Here is a 22,095-nt window from a genome sequence, read left to right as displayed (position 1 = left end):
CACAACCCACCGCTCTCTTCTGACCTGTCCGGAGGCCGCTGTCATGGATCCTGCCCTGCTGTCCCACCCGCTGGTGCCCCCCACCCCCGCCCTGTCCGCCGCCGCGCCCGTGTCCCCCGAGGACGCCGCGCGGCTGCGCGCCCTCGACCCGCAGGCCTACTGGCTGGAGATCGCCCGGGAACTCAGCTGGGTCATGCCGCCCACCACCGCCCTGGACGGCACGCTGGGGAACTTCGAGTACTTCCCCGGCGCGACCGGGAACGTCAGCACGAACTGCCTCGACCGCCACCCACCCGAGCGCGTGGCGCTGCGCTACGAGCGCGAGGACGGCCTGCGCGAGACCTGGACGTTCGGCGCGCTGACCGACGCCACCGCCCGCTTCGCCGCCGCGCTCGAAGACCTGGGCGTCACGAAGGGCGACCGGGTGGCGATCTACCTGGGGAACGTCCCGGAGGCGTTCATCGCCATTCACGCCTGCTACCGCATCGGGGCGATCTACTCGGTGATCTTCGCGGGCTTCAGCGCCTCGGCCGTCCGTGACCGCCTGGAGGACGCGCAGCCGAAGGTCGTGGTGTGCACCGACGCCACCCTGCGGCGCGGGAAGGTCGTGCCCCTGCGCGACACCCTGCACGAGGCGCTGGACGGCCTGGACGCGCAGGTCATCGTGGCCCGCCGCGTGGAGCCCGGCGCGCCGCTGCGGCCCGGCGACCTGGACTTCCACGCGCTGCTCGACGCCACCACCCGCCGCGCCGACCCCGCCGCGCTCGACGCGAACGACCCGGGCTTCATCATCTACACCAGCGGCACCACCAGCAAACCCAAGGGCCTCGTGCACGCCGGGCTGGGCTTCCTGACCGGCGCGTACGCGAACGTGAAGTGGGCCCTGAACCTCCACCCCGGCGACGAGTACTGGTGCACGGCGGACGTGGGCTGGCTGACCTTCCCGATCTTCGCACTCGTGGGCGGACTGGCGCACGGCGCGACCCACGTCATCTACGAGGGCAGCATCGACACGCCCACCCCGGCCCGCCCGTACGAGATCATCGGCCGGTACGGCGTGACGAAGGTCTTCACCGCGCCCACCGCCCTGCGGATGCTCCGCCGCGCCGGGGACGACGCGCTGCGCGGCCAGAACCTGGAGAGCCTGCACCTGATCGGGCTGGTCGGCGAACCGCTCGACCCGGAGACGTGGCACTGGACGCACCGCACCCTCGGGCAGGAACGGGTCTTCGTGAACAACACCTACGGGCAGACCGAGACCGGCACCGCCTGGGCGGGCAGCATGGTGGGCCTGACCGCCACCCGCCCCGGCGCGTGCGGGCACCCGCTGCCCGGCTACCGCGCGCGCGTCGTGCGGGAGGGCGGCCAGGAGGCCGCCCCGGGCGAACTGGGCGCCCTGACCCTCACCGAGCCGTTCCCCTGCCTGGCGCGCACCGTGTGGGGCGACCACGACCGCTACGTGCAGACGTACCTCGCGGACTTCCCCGGCGCGTACGCCGCCAGCGACGCCGCCCTGCTCGACCACGACGGGCAGCTGTGGGTCACGGGGCGCCTGGACGACGTGATGAACGTCGCCGGGCACCGCATCGGCACCATGGAGATGGAGGCCGCGCTGATCACCCACCCCGCCGTCAGCGAGGCCGCCGTGGTCGCCATGCCCGACGACGTCAAGGGCGCCGTGCCGGTCGCGTTCGTGGTGCCGCGCGGGGACGCGCACGACAGCCCCGAACTGCAACGCGAACTCGCCGAGGCCGTCGTGCGCGGCGTGGGCGCCATCGCCCGCCCGGCGCGCGTGATCGTGACCCCCACCGTGCCCCGCACCCGCAGCGGCAAGATCATGCGCCGCGTCCTGCGCGACCTGCTCGTGACCGGCGACACGCGCGGGGACCTCACCAGCCTGGAAAATCCGGACGCCATCGATACGGTGCGCGAGCGGCTGCGGAGCGGCAGCGCGCAGTAAACAACTCAGGACAGAGGGAGCGCCCGTGCTGCCCGGCGCTCCCTCTGTCCCGTGAGCCTGTCCGGCGCTCAGCTGAACTTGCCGAGGTCCAGGGGAATCTGGTACGCGCAGTCCGTGTCGGCCTCGGTGCGCAGCAGCAGGGGCACGGTGTCACTGGCGCCGATCCCGGCCTTCAGCGGCTCGAAGTAGTACACGAGCGTGCCGCTCCAGGTGCCGCCGTCCTGCTTGAAGTCGTTCACGTACGTGCTCTTCACGGGCGCGATCAGTTTCCCGTCCGGGCCCTTCAGCCGCACGAGGTACGCGCCCCGGGCCTTCTCGCCCGGCAGGCCGCGCACGCCGATGTCCACGCGCAGCTGCCCGTCCGGGAGGCGGCGGCTGGCGGAGTCCTCGGCCAGCGCCGCCTTCACGCTGAGGTTCTGGAAGTTGTTGCGGGCGTCCTGCGCCTGGAAGTACAGCTGGTCCGCCTGCCCGCTCACGGTGAGCTGCGCCGGGCGGCTGCCCTTCGTGAAGTCGTCCGGCGCGGCCAGCCAGTCCGCGACGCAGGTCGCGCCGCCGTCGAAGGCAGCCACGGCGTCCTTCCCACCGGCGAACGCGCCGCCTTTGACGGTCAGGTCCACCGTCAGGTACGTGGCGACCGGGTCGCGGCGTCCGTACGCGCCGTCGATGACGTTCTTGGCGGTGGTGTCCTCCAGTTTCGGTACCCACGCGTACGCGGGCGCGGCCAGCAGCGAGCAGAGGGTCAGCAGGGTCAGGTGACGGATCATGGGGCTCCTTTGAGGCTCAGTCTTTGAGATAGACGACGCGGCACGCGCTGCCCGCCGAGCGGAACTGCGCGGCGGCCGCGCCTGAGAGGGTCACGTCGGTGTACACCTTCGAGTTCGGGGCGAAGCGGTTGGGCTGGATGCGCTCGGCCTTCACGCGGGTGACGTTCGGGAAGGCCGCCAGCTGCGACTCGGCGGTCACGTAGGTGTGCAGGTTGCCCGCCTGGACGAGTTCGCTGGACACCCCCTTGATCAGCGCCGCGTCGGGCCACAGCTGCTGCCCGCCCGCGTACACGATGCTGGTCATGTCCCGCTGGAACGCGCCCAGCCCGCGCACATCGATCACGACGGTGCAGGTCAGCGGGCGCGTCTCGCTGCCCGCCCCGGCCGCGCCGCCCCCACGGGTGAGCGGCGCGGCCGGGTCACTGCCCCCGCTGCCGCTCCCCGCGCCGGTCCCGCCGCGGCCGGCGGCCGGCGCACCGGCGTCGCCCGTGCCGCCACCCGCGCCGCCCCCGGCGCCGCTCCCGGGCCGGGTGGCGGCGGGCGCGTCCGCCTCGCCGGGGGCCGCAGACGTGCCCGCCCCGCGTGTGGGGGCCGTCCCGGCCGCCGGCGTGGGGCTGGCCGCCGGGTCGCGGCTGGGTGTGCCGGTCGCGGCGGCCGCGCTGCCCCCGGTCGTGGGCTCGGTGCGGGGGGCGGCCGAGGCCGCAGGGGGGTCCGTGCTGGCCGGACCGGCGGCCGAGCTGCGCGGCGCCGGCGTGGCGGCGGGGGTGGTGTCCCCCGCGGCGCCCGCGCCGCTGGCGGCTCCCGCAGCCGGCGCGGACGCCACGGCAGGGTCGGGCGCGCGGGTGGTCGGCGCCGAGGTGACCGGCGCCGCCGGAGCCGCCGCCACGGGTTCGCCGGGCGCCGCGCGGCTGCCGGAGGCCGCCGGACTGGCCGGAGCGGCCGCGGCGGTCCGGTCTCGGCTGGTGGCGGTCACCGGGCTGCTGTCGGCCGGCGTGTCGGCGCGGCTCACGGGCCGGGCGGGAATGCCGCGCACGTCCGCCGGGGCCTCGGCCGGGCTCGCGCTACGGGCCGGGGTGGCCTGGGCGACCTCGCCGCCCGTATCCGCGCGGGTCAGATCCTCGCGGCGGGGCAGGGCGCTGATCGGCTCGGGGGTGGCTGCGCCCTCCCCGGCGGTGCGGGGGGCCACCTCGGGGGTCGCCTGCTCCGGCGCCGCCGCCCGGGCCGGGGTCGGCTCGGGCGCGGCCTCTACCTCCCCGGTGGGGGCGGCGCGGGTCGCGGCGTCCAGCGCGGGCAGCTCGGACGGCGTCGGTGTGGCGGACGCCTCCCGGGGCGCGGCCGGGGCGGACTCGGCCGCTGCCGGGGCCGTGACCTGTGGTGCTGGCGCAGCGGAATCGGCCGACGTCGATGTCGAAGCCGACGGTGCAGCAGCCGCAGGGGCGGCCGAGCTGGACGGTGCCTGTGGCGCGCGGGTCGGCGCCGGAGTCGTGGCCTCGGTGGTCGGTGCGGTGGCTGGCCGGGTCGGCTGCGGCGCCGAGCGCGGTGACTCGGTGGGGCTGGCCTGCGGGGTCGCGCGCGACTCGGTCGGCGGCCGTGCCGGGGTGGCCGGGCGGGGACGCTCCGGCGTCGCGCGTGGCGCCGTGGTCGTCTGGGCGGGTGTGGTTGTCCGGGCGGGCGTGGTCGTCGGCGCCGGGGCGAGCGTCACGACCTCCAGCGGCGCGCGGGACAGGTCAGGCGGCGCGGCGGCCGGCAGGGTCTGGGGGCGCAGGGCCAGCAGGCCGGCGAGCAGCGCCACGTGCACCGCGACGGTCGCGGCGGCGGCGCGGCGGCCCTCGCGGGCCTCGGGGCGGGGGGGTGCAGAGCGCGGCAGCGTGGTCACGGGGCCGACCCTCCGGCCGCGCGGGCGGCGTCCGTCTGGGTGCCCAGGGCCAGCCGCGTGCCGCCCGCCTTCTTGATCTCGTCCATCACGCCGACGACCGTGCCGTAGCTGCCGCGCTCGTCGGCGCGCAGGCCCACCACGCCGCCCGACGCGGCTGCCAGGGGCCGCAGCTGCGCGCCCAGCGCGGTCAGGGTGGTGGCCTTCCCGTTCAGGAACACCTGCCCGGCGCGGCTGACGCTCACGATGGGCAGGTCCGGCGTTTCCTGCACGCTGCTGCTCGCGCGCGGCAGGTCCAGCGGCAGGGCGTTCTGCCGCGCGCCCAGCGTGCTCGTGAGGAAGAAGAAGATCAGCAGCAGCAGCACGATATCCACCATCGGCGCGAAGTCGAAGGTCACCGGGTCGTGATCGCCCCGGAAGCGGCGGCGGGCCGGGCGGGTCATACGGACTCCGGGTGAACGGGTGGCCTGACCCGTTCACCCCGAGCGGATGCGAGCGGGAGCAGCAGGGGTACCGGGAGTGGAGTTGGCAGAGCGGGGCCCTTCCGATCTGTCAACCCAACGGACGGGACCCCCTTCATTGCGCGCCGCCGAACGTCAGCGCGACCTCCGGCATGGGCGTGTCGGCCCGGGCAGGACTGGTGGCGGGCGCGGGGCGGGTCAGCCAGCTCGGCAGGTCCTCGCGCACCTGCTCGGCCTGCACCATGATCCGGTCGGCGCGGGCCCGCAGCGCGCCGCGCGCCACGTACGCGATCACCGCGACGATCAGGCCGGCGGCGGTGTTGATCAGCGCCTCGCTGATCCCGGTCGCCAGCTGCGCGGGCGTGGGGGCGGTGGTCTGGCTGAACACCAGGAACGAGCGCACCATGCCGATCACGGTGCCCAGCAGGCCCAGCAGCGGGGCGATCTGCGCGGCGGTACCCAGCGCGCCCAGTCCGGCGTACAGGCGGGCGTCCTCGCGCAGCAGCTCGGAATGCATGGCGCTCTCGGCGGCGGGGACGCCCCGGTCGGCGCGGGCCAGTCCGGCGCGCAGGACCTGCGCGGCCGGGCTGGGATGCGCGGCGCGGTCGACCTCGACCAGCGCCGCCTGCGGGCCGCTCTCGGCGGTCACGGCGCGGGCGCGTTCCACCAGCGTGCGGGCGTCGGCACCCAGGCGTGAGAGGGCCTGCGCGCGGGCCGCGCTCAGGTAGACCACGTAGACCGACAGGGCCAGCAGCACCCACAGCAGCGGGCCAGCCGCGCGAACCAGATCAAGGATGGTCATGACTTCCACGGGTAGCACGCGCGGGCGTGGCAAGCGTGAAAAAGGCGTGCAGCACACTCATGAGGACGGGGAACAGTGTCAGGAGGAAGTGGGTCGGTTGCTTCGGGCCGTCACGCGGGCGGGTATCGAGCTCCTGGGTTCTCCTCTCCTCACCCGCTGAACAGAGGCCCACTCCCCACTTCCTCCTGACACTGTTCCCCACCCAGAATCCGCAGTGAATCACTCGACTTTAGGGACCGGGGCGGGTAAAATACCCCGGTAAGTAGGAATCATTCCTAACAAAACACACCCTGATTCCCGAAGGAGCCCGCATGACCCACCAGCTCGAAATCCGCAACCTGCACGCCACCGTCGGCGACCAGCCCATCCTCAAAGGCATCAACCTGACCGTGCCCCGCGGCGAACTGCACGCCATCATGGGCCCCAACGGCAACGGCAAGAGCACCCTGGCCAAAGTCATCGTCGGCGACCCCGAATACACCGTCACCGAAGGCGAAATCCTCGTCGACGGCCAGAACATCCTCGAGATGGAACCCGACGAACGCGCCCGCCTCGGCGTCTTCCTGGCCTTCCAGTACCCCGTCGAGATCCCCGGCGTCACCATCGCCAACTTCCTGCGCCTCGCCATGCAGGCCCGCAAAGCCGAAGGCGAAGAAGTGAGCTTCACCGAGTTCTACGGCAAGCTCCAGAGCGCCCTGAAAACCCTCGAATGGGACGAGAGCATCGTCGAACGCTACCTGAACGCCGGCTTCAGCGGCGGCGAGAAGAAGCGCAACGAGATCCTCCAGATGCTCATGCTGGAACCCAACTACATCATCATGGACGAAACCGACAGCGGCCTCGACGTTGACGCCCTGAAGATCGTCTCCAAGGGCGTGAACAGCATGCGCGGCCCTGGCCTCGGCGGCCTGATCATCACCCACTACCAGCGCCTGCTCGACTACATCGTCCCCGACAAGGTCCACATCATCCTCGACGGCAAGGTCGTCCAGACCGGCGGCCCCGAACTCGCCAAGAAGATGGACACCGAAGGCTACGACTGGGTCAAGGAACTCGCCACCGCCTGAATTTGAAGCGCAAGCGTGTCGTTTCTCCAGTGGTTGAACTCGACTGAAGCCGGACTGGTCTTCTATTTCCCCCTTGGTTTGCTCCTATGTATTGCAGTCATCAGTGCGCTTATCGCACTTTGGAGAAAACGGCACTCTCTGCTCACTGTGCCTGCAATCTGCATTATTCTTGCCACCCTCCTTGTTGGATTCCTATTCTCTGGATACAAGACTTCGGTCAAAGGCCATTTCGACACCATTGGATTCATCTCAGAAAAGGTATTCGACAAGGAACCGGAGCGCTCCACCATCATCCTCTACCGGATGGCACTGATGATCAGAATGTTCTATTTCCAAGTTGATTTTCCAGAGGCGACAGAAGCTCAACTCATCAAAGGCAAAGAGTGGCAGGAATGCGGCGGGGGTTCCAATGGGGTTGAGTGCTTCGAGTACGGAAGCAAGCAAAGGCAGCTAAACGAGTCCGAAACGCCATGCACCATCAACGGGGATAAAGCCTACGAAGTTTCCCAGGGACAGATAGGTTTCACCGAGGAGCAATATCAAAAGAACGACTATTCCGACATCTTCATCGTCAGAAACCCTGAAAAAACCACATACTGCCTTTATTGGGCCAGATAAAAGGAGGTCATCATGACCATCAATCCTGAAGTGAACGAGATCAACGCCACGTACGAGTACGGGTGGAGCAGCCCGGAACGTTACGCGATCAAGGCTCCGAAGGGCCTGAGCCGCGACGTCGTGGAAATGATCAGCAAGGCCAAGGACGAACCCCAGTGGATGCTGGATTTCCGCCTGAAGGCCCTGGACATCTTCCTGAGCAAGCCCATGCCCGAGTGGGGCGCGGATTTGAGTGGCCTGAATCTCGACGAGATCTACTACTACATCAAGCCCGAGGGCTTCAACGCGCGCAGCTGGGACGACGTGCCCGCTGACGTGAAGGAGACCTTCGAGCGTCTGGGCATCCCCGAGGCGGAGCGTGCCGCGCTGGCCGGTGTGGGCGCGCAGTACGAATCCGAGATGGTGTACCACAACCTCAAGGAGGAGTGGGAGAAGCTCGGCGTGGTGTTCCTGAGCATCGAGGACGGCCTGAAGGAGTACCCAGAGCTGTTCCGTGAGCACTTCGCGACGATCGTGCCGCCCGAGGACAACAAGTTCGCGGCCGTGAACAGCGCCGTGTGGTCCGGCGGGAGCTTCGTGTACGTGCCCAAGGGCGTGAAGGTGGACATTCCCCTGCAGACGTACTTCCGCATCAACGCGGAGAGCAGCGGGCAGTTCGAGCGGACCCTGATCATCATCGACGAGGGCGCGCAGGCGCACTACATCGAGGGCTGCACCGCCCCCGCGTACTCCAGTGACTCCTTCCACTCCGGCGTGATCGAGATCGTCGTGAAGGAAGGCGCGCGCTTCCGCTACAGCACCATCCAGAACTGGAGCCACAACGTCTACAACCTCGTGACGCAGCGCGCCGCCGTGTACGGCAACGGCGTGATGGAATGGGTGGACGGGAACCTGGGCAGCAAGGTCACCATGAAGTACCCCGCCTGCTATCTGCTGGAGGAAGGCGCGCGCGGCGAGGTCCTGTCGATCGCGATGGCCGGCCGTGGCCAGCACCAGGACGCCGGGGCGAAGATCGTACACTTCGCGCCGCACACCAGCGGCACCATCGTGTCCAAGAGCATCAGCAAGGACTCCGGGCGCAGCTCCTACCGCGGCCTCGTGAAGATCTACGAGGGTGCCAAGGGCAGCAAGACCAACGTCGAATGCGACGCCCTGCTGCTGGACGAGGAAGCCCGCACCGACACCTACCCCTACATCGAGATCGAGGAAAAAGACGCCAGCGTCGGCCACGAAGCGACCGTCTCCAAGATCAACGACGACCAGATCCTGTACCTCCAGAGCCGCGGCCTGTCTGAAGACGAGGCGGCCGGGCTGATCGTGCGCGGCTTCATCGAACCCATCGCGAAGGAACTCCCCCTGGAGTACGCCGTGGAACTGAACCGCCTGATCGAACTGGAAATGGAAGGCTCGGTCGGCTGACCGTCCCCTGCCGCCCTCACGCTGCGGCGTGGGGGCGTCTCCCCTGCCCTGGAGGCCCCGCGTCATGAAACTCAATCACATCAATCTGGGCGTCACGGACGTGCCGCAGGCGGTCGAGATCTTCGAGCGGTTCTTCGGGCTGCGTCAGGCGGACGGCATGCCCCGCACGGACGCGATGACGTTCCTGCTGGACGACGCGGATTCGCTGATCTCGGTCTTCCGGGCCAAGGACGTGGTGTACCCGAAGGTGTTTCACATCGGGTTCCTTCAGGATTCGCCGGAGCAGGTGAGGGCCATTCACGCGCAGCTGACCCAGGGTGGCTTCACGGTGCCCGCACCGCGTGAGAACCACGGTCGGCTCACTTTTTATTTTGACGCGCCGTTCGGCGTGGTGATTGAAGTCGAATCGTTCCTCGGCTGAGGGACTCTTCTTCTTTCTTCTGGAGGTCGCATGACTCAATTCAATGATCAACTGGCGCAGGTGCAGGGGCCCGAGTGGCTGAGCGCGAAGCGCAGGGAAAGCCTGGAGCTGTTCACGACGCTGGAGGTGCCGCAGGAGTCGGTGGAGGCGTGGAAGTACACGCGCGTGGACGTCGATTTCGACGCGCTGCGCCCGCACGGCAAGCGTGACGTAGTCTCGGACGTCTCGGCGCTGCCCGCGAGCGTGCAGGAGCGCCTGAGCGGCACGGACGTGGGCGCGTTCCTCGTGCTGGACGGCCCGGACGTGGTGTACCGCACGGAACTCCCGGCGGAACTGGCCGCGAAGGGCGTGATCTTCACGGATCTGAAGACGGCGGTGGAGCAGCACGCGGACAAGGTGCAGCAGTACCTGTACAGCGTCGTGCCGGCCGAGGTGCCGGACGACACGACGATCGCCGCGCCCGGCACGACGCCCAGCAAGAGCCCGGACCCCAGCGAAGGGAAGTTCAGTGCGCTGGCGGCGGCCCTGTGGACGAACGGCGCGTTCGTGTACGTGCCGCGCGGCGTGGAGGTCGAGCTGCCCCTGGGGTCCTTCCGCGTGATGAGCGAGGCCGGGACGTACACCGCGACCCGCACGCTGGTCGTGGCCGAGGAGAACGCGCAGGTGACGTTCATCGACGAGCAGGACAGTGAGGCGCTGCCCGGCACGTACGCGATCGGCGCGGTGGAACTCGTGGTGAAGGACGGCGCGCGCGTCCGGTACGTCAGCATCCAGAACTGGGGCGAGGGCGTCACGCACATCCAGCGCCAGCGTGGGGACGTGGGCCGCGACGCGACCCTGAACTCCCTGGTCGTCACGATGGGCGGCACCCTGAGCCGCACCGAGATGCAGTCCTACCTGCGCGGGCAGGGCGCGGACAGCGAGATGCTGGCCCTGTACTTCGCGAACGCCGACCAGCACTTCGATCACTACACCCTGCAGCACCACGCCGCTGCGAACGCGCACAGCGACCTGCTGTACAAGGGCGTGAACAATGACCAGGCCGTCGGGGTGTTCAGCGGCATGATCAAGGTGGACCTGGGCGCGCAGAAGACCGACGCGTACCAGAAGCACCGCACCCTGATGCTGAGCAGCGAGGCCCGCAACTACAGCGTTCCGCAGCTGGAAATCAACGCGAACGACGTTCGCTGCAGCCACGGCAGCACCACCAGCCCCGTGGATCAGGAGGCGCTGTTCTTCCTGCGCTCGCGCGGCATCAGCAAGGAGACTGCCGAGAAGATGCTCGTCACCGCGTTCCTGGAGGACGTGCTGGGCCGCGTGCCCCTCTCAAGCGTCGTGAAGTACATCGAGGGCATCATCGCCAAGAAGGTCGGCGCGGCCTGACGCGCCCCCGGCGCCGCGCCTGAACCGGTCCGTCCCGCGTGGACGGGCCGGTTTACACTGCCGGGCATGACGATGCGGGTGGTGTTCCCGGCGGATTACTTTCAGGTGCGGCAGCCGGACGAGGCGTTCGCGGATCAGGCGGCCGCGTTCGCAGCGCGCGGGTGGGGCGTGTCCACCTTCGCGTTCGAGGGGGACCGGGTGTTCCGCCCGGCCCTGGTGCCCGGTGAGACGGTGCTGTACCGGGGCTGGATGCTGGACGGGGCGGGGTACCGGGCGTTCGTGGACGCGGTGGAGGCGGCGGGCGCGCGGGTGCTGACGTCGCCGGAGGCGTACCTGGCGGCGCATCACCTGCCGCGCTGGGCGCCGCTGCTGGCGGACGTGACGCCGGAGACGGTGTGCTTCACGGAGCTGGACGACCTGCCGGGGGCGCTGGCGGCGCTCGGCTGGGACGGGTTTTTCGTGAAGGACTTCGTGAAGTCCCTGAAGACCGGCGCGGGCAGCCGCATCACGCGGCCTGATCAGATCGCGGAGCTGCTGGAGCGCATGGCGCACTTCCGGGGGCAGATCGAAGGCGGGGTGTGCGTGCGCCGCGTGGAGGCGCTGGACCCGGCGTCGGAGGTGCGGTTCTTCGTGCGCGCGGGGCGGGCCTTCAGCGCGGACGACTCGCAGGTGCCGGAGCTGGTGCGGGAGGTGGCCGGGCGGATCGCCTCGCCGTTCTTCTCGGTGGACATCGCCCGGCGTGCCGATGGCGCGCAGCGCGTGGTGGAGGTCGGGGACGGGCAGGTGTCGGATCTGGTGGGCTGGACGCCCGCGCAGTTCATGGCGGTGTGGGCGAGCTGATCAGCCGAGCTCCAGTTCGCCTTCCTCCTCGCCCCACCAGTTCACGCGGCGGGCCCGGACGGTGATCATGGTCAGGCCGGGGGTGTCCAGGCCGTCCTTGAACCACTGGGTGAGGCTCTCCTGCCAGTGGGGCGCCATGGTGGGGCGGTGGGTGGTGAGGGTCGCGTCGCCCTGCACGGCGATGAACAGGAAGGGCCCCTGCGACTGGAAGCCCAGCTGGACGTTCTTGTTCTTCGCGATGTCCTGCGCGGCGCGGCTCTCCGACCACGTGAAGAAGTGGCTGGTGCCGTCGTAGTCGACCTCGCCGTTGTTGCTCATGGGGCGCGAGCCGAGGAGGCCATGCGCGGTGGTGGTCGTCAGGAGGCAGAGGTCGAGGCCGCGCATGAGCCGCGCGAGGTCGTTCAGGGTACCAGGCATGCCCCGAGCGTACGGGGGGCGCCGGGGGCGGGAGATGACGCGGGGTTCACCGGACGCTGGGGCGGCGTGCGGCGGGCCTTCACGTTCCGGCGGACCAGGGGTCGCCGCTGATCGGGTCGCGTTCCGCGCGCGTCCGGGCGGCCTGGGGGCCGGTGGTTTCGGGGCGGCAGGTGTCCCAGTCGCGGCCCTGCGCGTACGCGCCGATCACGAGCAGGTCGGGACTGCTGCCGTCGTTGCGGTGCCCGGTGCCCGCCGGGAGGGTCAGGGCGTCCCCGGCGGTCACGGTGACCTGCGGGCCGCCCCGGCCGCCCAGGGTCAGGTGCGCCTGCCCGCGCGCGATGACCAGCACCTCGTGCGCGGTGGAATGGTCGTGCGTGAAGGGGTAGATGCCGACCTGCCACGCGTTCGTCCAGCCGTTCGCGGCGAGGTGCACCCCGACCTGCGCGGGTGGAACGGTCCGTGCGGCACTGTACAGCCAGGCGGGCTGCGGGTTGTTCGGCACGCGGCTCCGGGCTGAGAGGTGGAGGCGGTCGTGGGGCATGCGGCGGCGTCCGCCGCGCCCCACCTCTCCCCTCTTCTGAATCCTTTCAGATAGCATGGAGCATGCGAACTCAGAAACTGGGCGGAAGTGAGCTGATGGTGCCGGTGGTCGCGGTGGGCTGCATGCGCATTGACGGCATGGAGCAGCAGGCCGCGTCGCGGCTGATTGGGACGGCACTGGAGCACGGCGCGAACTTCTTCGATCACGCCGACATCTACGGCGCGGGGCGCAGCGAGGAGGTCTTCGCGGACGCGGTGGGCATGACCTCCAGCGTCCGCGAGGGCCTGATCCTCCAGTCGAAGTGCGGCATCCGCCCCGACATCCAGACCTTCGATTTCTCGCGCGAGCACATCCTCGCGTCGGTGGACGGCATCCTGAAACGGCTGCGGACCGAGTACCTGGACGTGCTGCTGCTGCACCGCCCGGACGCGCTCGTGGAACCCGAGGAGGTCGCCGCCGCGTTCGACCAGCTGGAACAGGAGGGCAAGGTGCGGCACTTCGGCGTGTCGAACCAGCACCCGCGCCAGATCGAGCTGCTGAAGAAGTACGTGCGTCAGCCGCTGGTGGCGAACCAGCTCCAGCTGAGCATCACGAACGCCACCATGATCACGAGCGGCCTGAACGTGAACATGGAAAACGCCGAGGCCGTGAACCGCGACGGGGGCGTGCTGGACTACTGCCGCCTGCACGACATCACGATTCAGCCGTGGTCGCCCTTCCAGTTCGGGTTCTTCGAGGGCGTGTTCATCGGGCATGCGAAGTTCCCCGCGCTGAACGCGAAACTGGACGAACTGGCCGCGAAGTACGGCGCGAGCAGCACGACGGTCGCCATGGCGTGGCTGCTGCGTCACCCGGCGCGGATGCAGCCGGTGACCGGCACGACCACCCCGGAGCGGCTGGCGGACTGCCTGCGCGCGGCGGACGTCACCCTGACGCGCGAGGAATGGTACGGCCTGCTGATCGCGGCCGGGAACACGCTGCCCTGAGCCTGGGGCCGCGCGGGCGGGCCAGAGCGGCAGCCCCGGCCCGCCCGTTTATGCTGCGGGCATGATGACCAAGGGGCGGCTGGAGGCCTTCAGTGACGGTGTGCTGGCGATCATCATCACGATCATGGTGCTGGAACTGAAGGTGCCAGGCGGGCACGAGTGGTCGGACGTGACGCGGCTGTGGCCCAAATTGCTCGCGTACGTGCTCAGTTTCGTGTACGTCGGCATCTACTGGAACAACCACCATCACCTGATGCACACGGTGCAGCGCGTGACGGGCGGGGTGCTGTGGGCCAACCTCCACCTGCTGTTCTGGCTCTCTCTCTTTCCGTTCGCGTCCGGCTGGGCCGGGGAGTCGCATTTCGCGCCGCAGGCGATGACGCTCAGCGGGGCGGTGGCGCTCATGGCGGCGCTGGCGTATACGGTGCTCGTGCGGACGATCATCCGGGTGGGCGAGGTGAATCACCTCCTCGCAGATGCGATCGGTTCGGACCTGAAGGGGAACGTGTCCCTCGTGGCGTACGTCATGGCGATTCTCGCGCCGCTGGCGGGCAGCGTGGGCGTGTGGCTGTCTGGCGCGGCACTGATCGGGGTGGCGCTGATGTGGCTGGTCCCGGATCGCCGCATCGAGCGCGTGCTTCAGGGGGGCGGCGGGCACGGCGCGTAGACTGCCCGTCATGAAACGCAGGGTGTGGGTGGCGGCGGCGCTCGTGGCAGGCGGGGCGCTGCTGAGTGGATGCGCGGACGTGCGGTACCTGTCGCAGGCGGCGGGCGGGCAGCTGGATCTGCTGCGCCGCGCGCGGCCCCTGGCAGACGTCCTCTCGGATCCGGGCACCCCGGCGGGCGTGCGGCGGCGCCTGCAACTGGCGTCGGACGTGCGGGCCTTCGCGGTCGCGCCGGAGGCGGCGGGTGGGCTGGGGCTGCCGGATCACGGGTCGTTCCTGAAGTACGTGGACGTGGGGCGGCCGTACGTGGTGTGGAACGTGTTTTCCGCGCCGGAGTTCAGCGTGACGCTGGACACGTCGTGCTTCCCGGTGGCGGGCTGCGTGGGGTACCGGGGGTATTTCAGCGAGGCGGCGGCGCAGGCGGACGCGCAGACGCGGCGCGCGGCGGGCCGGGACGTGAACGTGGGCGGCGTCAGCGCGTACTCCACGCTGGGGTACCTGAAGGACCCGCTGCTGTCCACCATGCTGAGCTACCCGGACGCGACGCTGATCCGCACGATCATCCACGAACTGTCCCACCCAAGCCTGTACGTGGCGGGCGACACGGTGTTCAACGAGTCGTACGCCACAGCGGTGGAGGAAGAGGGCATGCGCCGCTGGCTGGAGCGGCGCGGCACGCCGGAGTTGCGCGAACAGGACCGGCTGGCGCAGGAGCGGCAGTCGGGCTTCGAGGCGCTGCTGCTGAACACCCGCGCCCGGCTGGAGGCGCTGTACGCCGCGTCCGGCCTGACCGAAGCCGACCGGCGCGCGCGCAAGGTGGCGATCCTGGCAGACATGAACACCCGCTACGCGGCGCTGAAGGCCAGCTGGGGCGGGTACGCGGGCTACGACGCCTTCTTCGCGCGGGGCGTGAACAACGCGACGCTGGGTGCCGTGGCGGCCTACGCGACCATGGTCCCGGACTTCCAGGCACTCCTGGCACGGGTAGGCGGGCACCTGCCCACCTTCATCGAGGAGGCCCGCGCGTGCAGCCGCCGCCCGCAGGCCGAGCGCGCCGCCTGCCTGCGCGGTTCCTGACCGGCGGCCCTCACGGTCGGTCCCCAGATGCCGTCCTGCACGCCGCGCCGCGTGAGAGGGCGGTCTCATGCCCGGCCGGGCGCGGGTCTGCTACCGGCGGGTCACTACTTTCCCGCTGCGGGGGACCGGGCCGACCCGCGGGGTGAGGTCACCGTGACATCCCGCTGAATCCCATGAACGGCGCGTGCGACGCCGCTGAGGGGAGGTCTGGCGCGAGCTTGAGCGGCCACCCAGGAAAGCCGCAGCTTCACCCCGCAAGGTAGGAGACAGGAACAGCCCCGAGCGGTCGTTCACTTCTCCCCGCCCGGCCCACCGTGGCCGCGCGACCCTGAAAGAGGTGCTCCATGCGTCAAGAGAATGCCCCCCGTCCCGCCCTGCGCCGCCCCCTGCTGGGTCTGCTCACGCTGAGCCTGCTGGCCGCCCCGGCGGCGCTGGCCCAGACCGCCGACCCGGTCCTGCCGCCCGCCCCGGCGCCCGTCACCACGGAGCCCGCGCCTGCGGCCCCCGCACCGGCCGCGCCGACCGAGACGGCTCCGACCGACGCCGCTCCGGCAGAGACGGCCCCCACCGAGACCGCTCCCTCGGACGCGGCGCCGGCTGACGCGGCCCCGACGGACGCCGCGCCAGCCACTGCAGCACCGGCCACCACAGCCCCAACTGACGCCGCCCCGGCTGGTGACGCCCTGCCCAGCAGCCTGCCGGCCGCCGGCAGCGTGACCGTCCCGAAACTGGACGGCGAGGAGGTCCTGAAGACCGTTCCGACCGTGCTGGGCGAGGCCCTGATCTACAAGGGCGACGCCGAGGACGCCCTGGCCCGCACCGCGCAGGCCCTGGTCGCCGAGGGCTATCAGGCGGCTGAGGGTGCCGCCCCCACCGCCGACGCAGCCGGCGTGACCACGCTGACGCTGACCAAGGACGACCAGCAGTTCGAGCTGACGCAGAAGAGCAGTATGGGCCTGACCGTCGTGGCGCTGGCCCGCCTGCCGGACAGTGCTCCGGCCGCCCCGGCGGTGGGGGCCCCCGCGCCTGACAGTGCGCCTGCCACCGACGCGGCCCCGGCCCCCGACGCCGCTCCGGCAGAGGCGGCCCCCAGCGAAGCGGCACCCGCCGACGCCACCCCTGCACCCGCCCCGACGGACGCGGCGCCGGCCGACCCGGCCCCCAGCGAACCCGCGCCCAGCGAGCCGGCGCCCGGCACCCCGGCCCCGACCGAGCCGGTGACCCCGGCCCCTGTCACGCCGCCCAGCCAGCCCTGAACGCAGCACTCCTCCAGGTGCGAGGCCGCCCCCACCGGGGCGGTTTTTCCTGGCCTGTGCCCACGCGTCCTCTGTGCCCGGGACGCCCGCTCCTGGACGACGGCCCCCGGCCCGCCGTTCAGGAGCGGGCCGGGGGTCGTCCGGCGCTCAGTCGCTGGCGAGGGCCAGTTCGCGCTGCCGGGCCTGACGGGTCAGGTGCCAGCGGCTCAGGTCGGCGGCGGCGTCGCGGACGATGGCGTTCGCGTGCGGCAGCGCGGCGCGGCGGCTCTGCATGTTGCGGGCCACGATGCCGGTCAGGTCGTCGAGGTTGTGCAGGTGCGCGCCGGGCACCCCGGCGATGTCGGGGTTCAGGATGCGCGGCACGCTGATGTCGATGAGGAACATCGGGCGGCCCGGACGCTGGCGCAGCGCGGCGTCGACCCCCTCGGCGCCCAGGACGTAGTGGGGCGCGCCGCTGGAGGCGATCAGCACGTCGGCCTCGGGCAGGACTTCTTCAAGATAGTCGGCGGCGCAGGGCCGGCCGCCGAGTTTCTCGGCGAGCTGCCGGGCGCGTTCTACGGTGCGGTTCACGACGATGACGTCCTCGACCCCGGCGGCGCGCAGGTGCGTGAGGGTCAGTTCGGCCGTCTCGCCCGCGCCGATGATCAGGGCGGTGCGGCCCGCGAGGCTGCCCAGCGCCGAGTGCGCGAGTTCCACGGCGGCGCTGGAGACGCTGACGATCTTGTCGCTCATGCCGGTCTCGAAGCGCACGCGTTTCCCGGCGGCCAGGGCGCCCTGCGCGACCTTGTTCAGGGTGGTGCCGGTCAGGCCGCGTTCGCGGGCGTCCATCCAGGCGCGTTTGACCTGCCCCTGGATCTGCGTCTCGCCGATCACGAGGCTGTCGAGGCCCGCGGCCACGCGGTACAGGTGCGCGACGGCGGCCTCGCCGGTGTGGACGTACAGGTGGTCACCCAGCGTCTCGCCCCAGGCGCCCTCGAAGGCGGCGCGGGGGTCGCCGCTGACGGCCGCCATGTACACCTCGGTGCGGTTGCAGGTGGCGAGCAGCATGACCTCCTGCGCGTACCCGCACAGGTGAGAGAGCAGGGCGCCCTCGTGTCCGGCGCGCACGGCGGCGCGTTCACGCACCTCGACCGGGGCGGTCTGGTGGTTCAGGCCGACCACCACGAAGTCCAGCGCCTGCGGGACGTGCGCGCCCGTGCGGGTCAGCAGGGCGTGGGCGGTGGGGCAGGCGAGCGTCATGCGAGCCCCACGGCGCGGCGGATGTCGCGGCGCAGGGCGTCGAGACTGGCGGTCCGCTGGGCTTCGGGCTGGGTCAGGGCGGTCTCGCGGCGGGCGGCCCAGCCGTCCAGGGTGGGCTCGTCGGGCAGCAGCGCGGCGGCGCGTTCGGCGAGCGCCTGGGCCAGCAGGGGCAGTTCACGCCCGCTGGTGACCGCGACCTGCACGCCGGCCCGCTGCGCCTGCGCGGGGAAGCGCCAGTTGCCGCGCGTGGCGTCCCCGGCGTCGTTCACCAGGGACCCCTGCGCGCGCGCGTCTCGCACGACGGCACCGTTCGCATCGGCGGAGCCGGTGGCGGCGACGACCAGCGCCGCGCCGCTCAGGTCGCCGCGCCGGTAGTGGCGGGTCAGGGTGGTCACGGGGAGCGCCGCGAAGTCCGGGTGCTGCTCGGGGGCGACGACCTGCACCTGCGCCCCGGCGCCGAGCAGGGTGCGGGTACGGCGCAGGGCCACGGTTCCTCCGCCGATCACGACGACGCGCACGCCGCGAAGATCAAGGAAGGCTGGGAGGAAACTCACGTGGCGCAGCATAGCGCGCCGGGTGCGGGGCAGCCGTCCCCGACCGATCGGTAAGAAAGACGGCTGGGACGCCATTCCAGCGCAGAACCGTCACTGGCTGCGGGACGCCGGAACGCCCGTGGGCCGCTCCTCCCCCGCCCCCGCCCGCAGGGCGGCCTCGGCCGCGTCGGCCAGGGCGTCCAGCGTCGGCACGGCCGCCACCGTCACGCGCGTGAAGCCCGCCTCGCGCGCCGCGTCGGCGGTCTGCTCGCCCATCGCTGCCACGCGGAAGTCGGTACCCGCCAGCGCCGCGAGGTGCCGCGCGGCGCTCCCGGACGCCAGGGTCACCACCGCCGCGCCGCGCAGGCGGTCCATGCTCAGGTCGTCGGGCCGGGCGGGTTCGGTGCGGTACAGTTCCGCCCGCCCGTAGGGCAGGCCCCGCGCGGCCAGGGCGCGTTCCAGGTGGTCCTCGGCCAGCTGCGAGGTGAGGTGCAGCAGCGTCCCGCCGTCCGGCGTGGCGGGAATCTGCGCGCCCAGGTGCCGCGCGCCCGCCACGCTCGGCACGAAGTCCGCGCGCAGGCCACGCTCGGCCAGCGAGCGCGCCGTGCTGGGGCCCACCGCCGCCAGCCGCGTGCCCGCGAGGTGCCGGGCGTCCAGGCCCAGCGCGTGCAGGTGCTCGAACAGCGCCGCGACCGCCTGGTTGCTGGTCAGCAGCAGCCACGCCACCCCGCTCAGGTCGCGCAGGCGGGCGTGCAGCGCCTCCGGCTGCGAGGTCGGCGCGAAGCGGATCAGCGGGACCTCCAGCACGCTCGCGCCGCGCGCGCGCAGCCGCTCGGACAGGTCGCTGGCGCCCACGCGGGTGCGGGTCACGGCGACCGTCTGCCCGGCCAGCGGCCCGCGCGCCCCCTGCGCCGCCTCGAACCAGCGCAGCGGATCGTGCAGGCGCACCACCTCGCCCACCACCGTGACCGCCGGGGCCGACAGCCCCGCTGCCTGCACCCGCCCGGCGATGGTCGCCAGGGTGCCGGTCACGACGCGCTGCTGCGGGGTGGTGCCCCACTGGATGGTCGCGGCGGGCGTCTCGGGCGCGCGGCCCGATTCGATCAGATCGGCGGCGATGCCCGTCAGATTCCTCACGCCCATCAGCAGCACCAGCGTGTCCACGCCCGACAGCCGCCCGTAATGCGAGCTGCCCTCGCGCGTGTTGCCGGTGAGCACCGCGAACGACTGCGCCAGATCACGGTGCGTGACGGGAATCCCGGCGTAGGCCGGCACGGCCAGGGCGCTGCTCACGCCGGGCACCACCTCGAAGGGAATCCCGGCCTGCACGCACGCCTCGGCCTCCTCGCCGCCGCGGCCGAACACGAACACGTCCCCGCCCTTCAGCCGCACCACGCGCCGCCCCCCCTCTTCGCGCGCCTTTCGCACCAGCAGGCCATTGATCTGCTCCTGCCGGATGTACTCGGAAAAGCCCTTCTTGCCCACGTAGATCGTCTCGGCCTGCGGGGCAAAGCGCAGCAGGTCCGGGTTGGCGAGGTAGTCGAAGAGCACCACCTCGGCCTGTTCCAGCGCCTCGCGGCCCCGCAGGGTCAGCAGGCCCGCGTCGCCGGGACCCGCGCCGACCAGGGACACGAACGCACGGGAGGATGCAGGCACAGTCATGCGCCCCAGGGTAACGGCAGCCGGGACGCCAGATCGCTGACCCGTTTAATCCACTTCTCTGCGGCGCCCCCGGTCAGTCGGCGGCGCTGGCGTGCATGTCCGGCAGGTCGAGGTGGTGCGCGGACGTATCGTGCAGGCCCGCGAAGCGCAGGTGCCGCTGGCAGATGAACCACATCTCGTCCCGGTCGTTCGGGAGGATGAAGTACGCGTCCGAGGACTCGGAGGGGTTGTACACCCCCAGCACGCGGTAGGCGCGGCCCTCGCTGAAGCCGCTGGACAGGGGCCGGGGCATCGGGGCGCGCGGGCCGTCGAGTTCCACGATGCGGACGAACAGATGAGGGTGGAAGGCGATCATGATCCATCGTTCACCCGCCCCCACCCGGCAACGGGGCCATACGTCACAAGGTCAAGGGTGGCCTAAGGGAGTCCCCGCGCGCCCCCCGGAGTCGCTAGGCTGGCCCTCATGAACGACGCCATCCGGCAGCTCGCTCGGGCCGAGGCCGCCGCCCACGGGCGGGGCGGCATCCGCGCCACCTTCGGCCCGCTCGTCGCCGCGCACCACGGCCCCGGCCTGCCCCTGAACAGTGCGTGGCACGACGGGAGCGCGCCCATGACAGCCCAGGACCTGCTGGCCGTCGAGGCGTTCAGTGCCGCGCACGACATGCCCGCCATGCTGCACCTGCTGTCCCCCGCCGTGAACGGGGCCCTGCCGCTGCTGACCGCGCGCGGGTACACCCTGACTTCCGTGCTGCACGCCTATACCCACGATCTGCGCGACCTCCCACCGGCCCCAAGCGGGAACGTGCGCCGCAGCGACGACCCGGATGCCTGGGCGGCCCTCTCCGCGCAGGGGTTCGGCCCCGGCAGCGAGGCCGTCATGCGCGCCGTGGCGCACCTGCCCGGTACCCAGCTGTATCAGGCCCACGTAGGCGGCCAGCCCGCCGGCACGGCGGCCCTGAGTCTGACGGGAGGCGTCGCGGCCCTGTTCGGCACCTCTGCCCTGCCGGACCGGCGCGGGCTGGGGGCGCAGACCGCGCTGCTCGCCGCGCGGCTGCACGCCGCCCACGCGCAGGGCGCGGACATGGCCAGCGTGTTCGCCACGCCCGGCAGCGCCAGCGAGCGCAACATCCGCCGCGCCGGCTTCGAGCTGGGCGCCCTGCGGCTGACCTTCACGCGCGGCCACTCCCCACTGCGGGGCGGCTAGCCCATGCCCACGCACACGCGCAGCCGGGCCAGCGCCGCGCGGTCCACCGGGCCCAGTCCGTCCGGCAGGGCGTCGAGCGGCCAGAACGCCAGCTCGCTGCCCTCGGTCCCGTCCGGGCGGGGTACACCCTCCCAGCGGCGCACGACGTACGCGGCCGACACCTGATAGAACTCGTCGCCGTTGGGCAGGCGCACGAAGGTGCCCGCGCCGCTGACCACCGTGAACAGGAGGGGGTCCAGGACGCTCAGGCCGGTCTCCTCGTGCACCTCGCGGCGCAGGGTGTCCTCCAGGGATTCGCCGGGCTCGCACAGGCCGCCGGGCGTCCCCCAGCCGCCCGTGTCGCGGCGGCGTTGCAGCAGGACCTCGTCCCCGCGCAGCAGCAGCGCGCACGCGCCGGACAGGATCAGGGGCAGCGGGCCGGTGCGGGCGCGCAGGTCGCGGACGTATGTCACGCCGTCCACGCCAGTGCGGCGCGGCCCAGGCGGGTCAGCGGCAGGCGCGGGAGGTCGGCGCGCGGCCAGAAGCGCAGCTCGGCGAGTTCGTGGCCGTCGGGCTGCGGCGCGCCGTGCCAGCCGGTCACGCGGTACGCGGCGGTGTACGCGGAGAACCGGTCGCCGTTCGGGGCCTCGCTGAGCTGGGCGGGCCCGAGCAGATCGAGCAGATGCGCGTCGGTGACGGTCAGGCGGCTCTCCTCGTGGACCTCGCGGCGCAGGGTGGCGTCCGGTGATTCGCCCAGTTCGCTCAGGCCCGCGATCAGGCCCCAGCGGTCGGACCGGGCGCGCCGCGCGAGCAGGAGCTGGCCGTGAGGGTCGGTGATGAGGGCGGCGACGCCGATCAGGTTGACAGGGCGCGGCCCGATCAGCGCACGGAGATCACGGATATAGCCTTCTCGACTCATGTGAGCATC

The 22,095-nt window shown here is 71.6% G+C and carries 24 protein-coding genes; 12 read left to right on the top strand and 12 right to left on the bottom strand.

The features are described 5' to 3' along the window. Positions 1-43 precede the first annotated feature (43 nt). Positions 44-1,960 (top strand): acetate--CoA ligase, encoded by a 1,917-nt coding sequence (locus AUC44_RS03365; protein WP_062157396.1) that lies wholly within the window; start codon positions 44-46, stop codon positions 1,958-1,960. Between the two features lie 68 nt (positions 1,961-2,028). Here the strand turns inward: AUC44_RS03365 and AUC44_RS03360 are convergent, their stop codons facing one another. The 4 genes from AUC44_RS03360 to AUC44_RS03345 all read right to left on the bottom strand — a co-directional run bounded on the left by AUC44_RS03360 (position 2,029) and on the right by AUC44_RS03345 (position 5,860). After that, positions 2,029-2,724, bottom strand: a complete 696-nt coding sequence (locus tag AUC44_RS03360) for a hypothetical protein (protein WP_062157395.1) — start codon at positions 2,722-2,724, stop codon at positions 2,029-2,031. A 16-nt stretch (positions 2,725-2,740) separates the two neighbouring features. Next, complete coding sequence (locus AUC44_RS16420; RefSeq protein WP_157445152.1) at positions 2,741-4,600, bottom strand: hypothetical protein; 1,860 nt, start codon at positions 4,598-4,600, stop codon at positions 2,741-2,743. Further along, positions 4,597-5,040, bottom strand: a complete 444-nt coding sequence (locus tag AUC44_RS03350) for an ExbD/TolR family protein (RefSeq protein ID WP_062157393.1) — start codon at positions 5,038-5,040, stop codon at positions 4,597-4,599. Before AUC44_RS03350 ends, AUC44_RS16420 begins: the two co-directional genes overlap by 4 nt. Positions 5,041-5,173: 133 nt before the next feature. Beyond that, on the bottom strand, positions 5,174-5,860 hold the full coding sequence (locus AUC44_RS03345; protein WP_062157392.1) for a MotA/TolQ/ExbB proton channel family protein: 687 nt from the start codon (positions 5,858-5,860) through the stop codon (positions 5,174-5,176). A gap of 311 nt (positions 5,861-6,171) precedes the next feature. On the opposite strand from AUC44_RS03345, the gene sufC reads away from it, so the two are divergent. From sufC to AUC44_RS03320, 6 genes are all read left to right on the top strand, one after another. After that, positions 6,172-6,927 carry a Fe-S cluster assembly ATPase SufC gene (sufC, locus tag AUC44_RS03340; RefSeq protein WP_062157391.1) on the top strand — a complete coding sequence of 252 codons (756 nt, stop codon included), beginning with the start codon at positions 6,172-6,174 and terminating at the stop codon, positions 6,925-6,927. 15 nt (positions 6,928-6,942) lie between these two features. After that, the gene (locus AUC44_RS16415) at positions 6,943-7,545 is read left to right on the top strand and encodes a hypothetical protein (protein ID WP_157445151.1); all 603 of its coding nucleotides are present in this window, start codon (positions 6,943-6,945) and stop codon (positions 7,543-7,545) included. Between the two features lie 12 nt (positions 7,546-7,557). Next, on the top strand, positions 7,558-8,964 hold the full coding sequence (gene sufB, locus AUC44_RS03335; RefSeq protein ID WP_062157390.1) for a Fe-S cluster assembly protein SufB: 1,407 nt from the start codon (positions 7,558-7,560) through the stop codon (positions 8,962-8,964). A gap of 64 nt (positions 8,965-9,028) precedes the next feature. Then, on the top strand, positions 9,029-9,385 hold the full coding sequence (locus tag AUC44_RS03330; protein ID WP_046843264.1) for a VOC family protein: 357 nt from the start codon (positions 9,029-9,031) through the stop codon (positions 9,383-9,385). 30 nt (positions 9,386-9,415) lie between these two features. Next, positions 9,416-10,768, top strand: a complete 1,353-nt coding sequence (gene sufD / locus AUC44_RS03325; protein WP_062157389.1) for a Fe-S cluster assembly protein SufD — start codon at positions 9,416-9,418, stop codon at positions 10,766-10,768. 66 nt (positions 10,769-10,834) lie between these two features. Further along, complete coding sequence (locus AUC44_RS03320) at positions 10,835-11,608, top strand: ATP-grasp domain-containing protein (protein ID WP_062157388.1); 774 nt, start codon at positions 10,835-10,837, stop codon at positions 11,606-11,608. On the opposite strand, the gene AUC44_RS03315 is transcribed toward AUC44_RS03320, so the two are convergent. Both AUC44_RS03315 and AUC44_RS03310 read right to left on the bottom strand, forming a co-directional pair. Then, positions 11,609-12,025: a pyridoxamine 5'-phosphate oxidase family protein gene (locus AUC44_RS03315; protein ID WP_062157387.1), complete on the bottom strand. Its 417-nt coding sequence runs from the start codon at positions 12,023-12,025 to the stop codon at positions 11,609-11,611. A gap of 79 nt (positions 12,026-12,104) precedes the next feature. Further along, on the bottom strand, positions 12,105-12,566 hold the full coding sequence (locus AUC44_RS03310) for a cupin domain-containing protein (protein WP_062159654.1): 462 nt from the start codon (positions 12,564-12,566) through the stop codon (positions 12,105-12,107). Between the two features lie 62 nt (positions 12,567-12,628). Here AUC44_RS03310 and AUC44_RS03305 point away from each other — a divergent pair, with 62 nt between their 5' ends. The 4 genes from AUC44_RS03305 to AUC44_RS03290 all read left to right on the top strand — a co-directional run bounded on the left by AUC44_RS03305 (position 12,629) and on the right by AUC44_RS03290 (position 16,550). Next, positions 12,629-13,552 (top strand): aldo/keto reductase, encoded by a 924-nt coding sequence (locus AUC44_RS03305; protein ID WP_062157386.1) that lies wholly within the window; start codon positions 12,629-12,631, stop codon positions 13,550-13,552. A gap of 61 nt (positions 13,553-13,613) precedes the next feature. Further along, on the top strand, positions 13,614-14,219 hold the full coding sequence (locus AUC44_RS03300) for a TMEM175 family protein (protein ID WP_197408574.1): 606 nt from the start codon (positions 13,614-13,616) through the stop codon (positions 14,217-14,219). A 10-nt stretch (positions 14,220-14,229) separates the two neighbouring features. After that, positions 14,230-15,294 (top strand): aminopeptidase, encoded by a 1,065-nt coding sequence (locus AUC44_RS03295; RefSeq protein WP_062157385.1) that lies wholly within the window; start codon positions 14,230-14,232, stop codon positions 15,292-15,294. 344 nt (positions 15,295-15,638) lie between these two features. Further along, on the top strand, positions 15,639-16,550 hold the full coding sequence (locus AUC44_RS03290) for a hypothetical protein (RefSeq protein ID WP_062157384.1): 912 nt from the start codon (positions 15,639-15,641) through the stop codon (positions 16,548-16,550). Between the two features lie 147 nt (positions 16,551-16,697). On the opposite strand, the gene hemA is transcribed toward AUC44_RS03290, so the two are convergent. The 4 genes from hemA to AUC44_RS03270 all read right to left on the bottom strand — a co-directional run bounded on the left by hemA (position 16,698) and on the right by AUC44_RS03270 (position 20,339). Beyond that, positions 16,698-17,789, bottom strand: a complete 1,092-nt coding sequence (gene hemA, locus AUC44_RS03285; RefSeq protein WP_062157383.1) for a glutamyl-tRNA reductase — start codon at positions 17,787-17,789, stop codon at positions 16,698-16,700. Further along, positions 17,786-18,343: a precorrin-2 dehydrogenase/sirohydrochlorin ferrochelatase family protein gene (locus AUC44_RS03280; RefSeq protein WP_231724510.1), complete on the bottom strand. Its 558-nt coding sequence runs from the start codon at positions 18,341-18,343 to the stop codon at positions 17,786-17,788. The genes hemA and AUC44_RS03280 overlap by 4 nt, the downstream gene beginning before the upstream one ends. 90 nt (positions 18,344-18,433) lie before the next feature. Beyond that, a complete protein-coding gene (cobA, locus tag AUC44_RS03275) occupies positions 18,434-19,984 on the bottom strand; it encodes a uroporphyrinogen-III C-methyltransferase (protein ID WP_062157381.1) in 1,551 nt (516 codons plus the stop codon). Between the two features lie 73 nt (positions 19,985-20,057). Then, the gene (locus AUC44_RS03270) at positions 20,058-20,339 is read right to left on the bottom strand and encodes a hypothetical protein (RefSeq protein WP_062157380.1); all 282 of its coding nucleotides are present in this window, start codon (positions 20,337-20,339) and stop codon (positions 20,058-20,060) included. Positions 20,340-20,447: 108 nt separating this feature from the next. Here AUC44_RS03270 and AUC44_RS03265 point away from each other — a divergent pair, with 108 nt between their 5' ends. Beyond that, complete coding sequence (locus AUC44_RS03265; RefSeq protein ID WP_062157379.1) at positions 20,448-21,188, top strand: hypothetical protein; 741 nt, start codon at positions 20,448-20,450, stop codon at positions 21,186-21,188. On the opposite strand, the gene AUC44_RS03260 is transcribed toward AUC44_RS03265, so the two are convergent. Further along, positions 21,185-21,640, bottom strand: a complete 456-nt coding sequence (locus AUC44_RS03260) for an NUDIX hydrolase (RefSeq protein ID WP_197408573.1) — start codon at positions 21,638-21,640, stop codon at positions 21,185-21,187. The two genes, AUC44_RS03265 and AUC44_RS03260, sit on opposite strands and share 4 nt — an antisense overlap. Then, the gene (locus AUC44_RS03255; RefSeq protein WP_062157377.1) at positions 21,637-22,086 is read right to left on the bottom strand and encodes an NUDIX domain-containing protein; all 450 of its coding nucleotides are present in this window, start codon (positions 22,084-22,086) and stop codon (positions 21,637-21,639) included. Before AUC44_RS03255 ends, AUC44_RS03260 begins: the two co-directional genes overlap by 4 nt. Between the last annotated feature and the right edge of the window lie 9 nt (positions 22,087-22,095).

Origin of the sequence: Deinococcus actinosclerus, assembly GCF_001507665.1 — a bacterium.
Lineage (GTDB): Bacteria > Deinococcota > Deinococci > Deinococcales > Deinococcaceae > Deinococcus > Deinococcus actinosclerus.
This window is presented reverse-complemented; position numbering and strand designations above follow the sequence as displayed.

Bases quoted from the DNA above. Each gene is read 5' to 3' on its own strand.
- hemA (WP_062157383.1), bottom strand. From the start codon at position 17,789: ATGACGCTCGCCTGCCCCACCGCCCACGCCCTGCTGACCCGCACGGGC.
- AUC44_RS03265 (WP_062157379.1), top strand. From the start codon at position 20,448: ATGAACGACGCCATCCGGCAGCTCGCTCGGGCCGAGGCCGCCGCCCAC.
- AUC44_RS03350 (WP_062157393.1), bottom strand. From the start codon at position 5,040: ATGACCCGCCCGGCCCGCCGCCGCTTCCGGGGCGATCACGACCCGGTG.
- AUC44_RS03295 (WP_062157385.1), top strand. From the start codon at position 14,230: ATGAAACGCAGGGTGTGGGTGGCGGCGGCGCTCGTGGCAGGCGGGGCG.
- AUC44_RS03290 (WP_062157384.1), top strand. From the start codon at position 15,639: ATGCGTCAAGAGAATGCCCCCCGTCCCGCCCTGCGCCGCCCCCTGCTG.
- AUC44_RS03345 (WP_062157392.1), bottom strand. From the start codon at position 5,860: ATGACCATCCTTGATCTGGTTCGCGCGGCTGGCCCGCTGCTGTGGGTG.
- AUC44_RS03315 (WP_062157387.1), bottom strand. From the start codon at position 12,025: ATGCCTGGTACCCTGAACGACCTCGCGCGGCTCATGCGCGGCCTCGAC.
- AUC44_RS03270 (WP_062157380.1), bottom strand. From the start codon at position 20,339: ATGATCGCCTTCCACCCTCATCTGTTCGTCCGCATCGTGGAACTCGAC.
- AUC44_RS03255 (WP_062157377.1), bottom strand. From the start codon at position 22,086: ATGAGTCGAGAAGGCTATATCCGTGATCTCCGTGCGCTGATCGGGCCG.
- sufB (WP_062157390.1), top strand. From the start codon at position 7,558: ATGACCATCAATCCTGAAGTGAACGAGATCAACGCCACGTACGAGTAC.
- sufD (WP_062157389.1), top strand. From the start codon at position 9,416: ATGACTCAATTCAATGATCAACTGGCGCAGGTGCAGGGGCCCGAGTGG.
- cobA (WP_062157381.1), bottom strand. From the start codon at position 19,984: ATGACTGTGCCTGCATCCTCCCGTGCGTTCGTGTCCCTGGTCGGCGCG.
- AUC44_RS03330 (WP_046843264.1), top strand. From the start codon at position 9,029: ATGAAACTCAATCACATCAATCTGGGCGTCACGGACGTGCCGCAGGCG.
- AUC44_RS03360 (WP_062157395.1), bottom strand. From the start codon at position 2,724: ATGATCCGTCACCTGACCCTGCTGACCCTCTGCTCGCTGCTGGCCGCG.
- AUC44_RS03310 (WP_062159654.1), bottom strand. From the start codon at position 12,566: ATGCCCCACGACCGCCTCCACCTCTCAGCCCGGAGCCGCGTGCCGAAC.
- AUC44_RS03305 (WP_062157386.1), top strand. From the start codon at position 12,629: ATGCGAACTCAGAAACTGGGCGGAAGTGAGCTGATGGTGCCGGTGGTC.
- sufC (WP_062157391.1), top strand. From the start codon at position 6,172: ATGACCCACCAGCTCGAAATCCGCAACCTGCACGCCACCGTCGGCGAC.
- AUC44_RS03365 (WP_062157396.1), top strand. From the start codon at position 44: ATGGATCCTGCCCTGCTGTCCCACCCGCTGGTGCCCCCCACCCCCGCC.
- AUC44_RS03320 (WP_062157388.1), top strand. From the start codon at position 10,835: ATGACGATGCGGGTGGTGTTCCCGGCGGATTACTTTCAGGTGCGGCAG.
- AUC44_RS03300 (WP_197408574.1), top strand. From the start codon at position 13,614: ATGATGACCAAGGGGCGGCTGGAGGCCTTCAGTGACGGTGTGCTGGCG.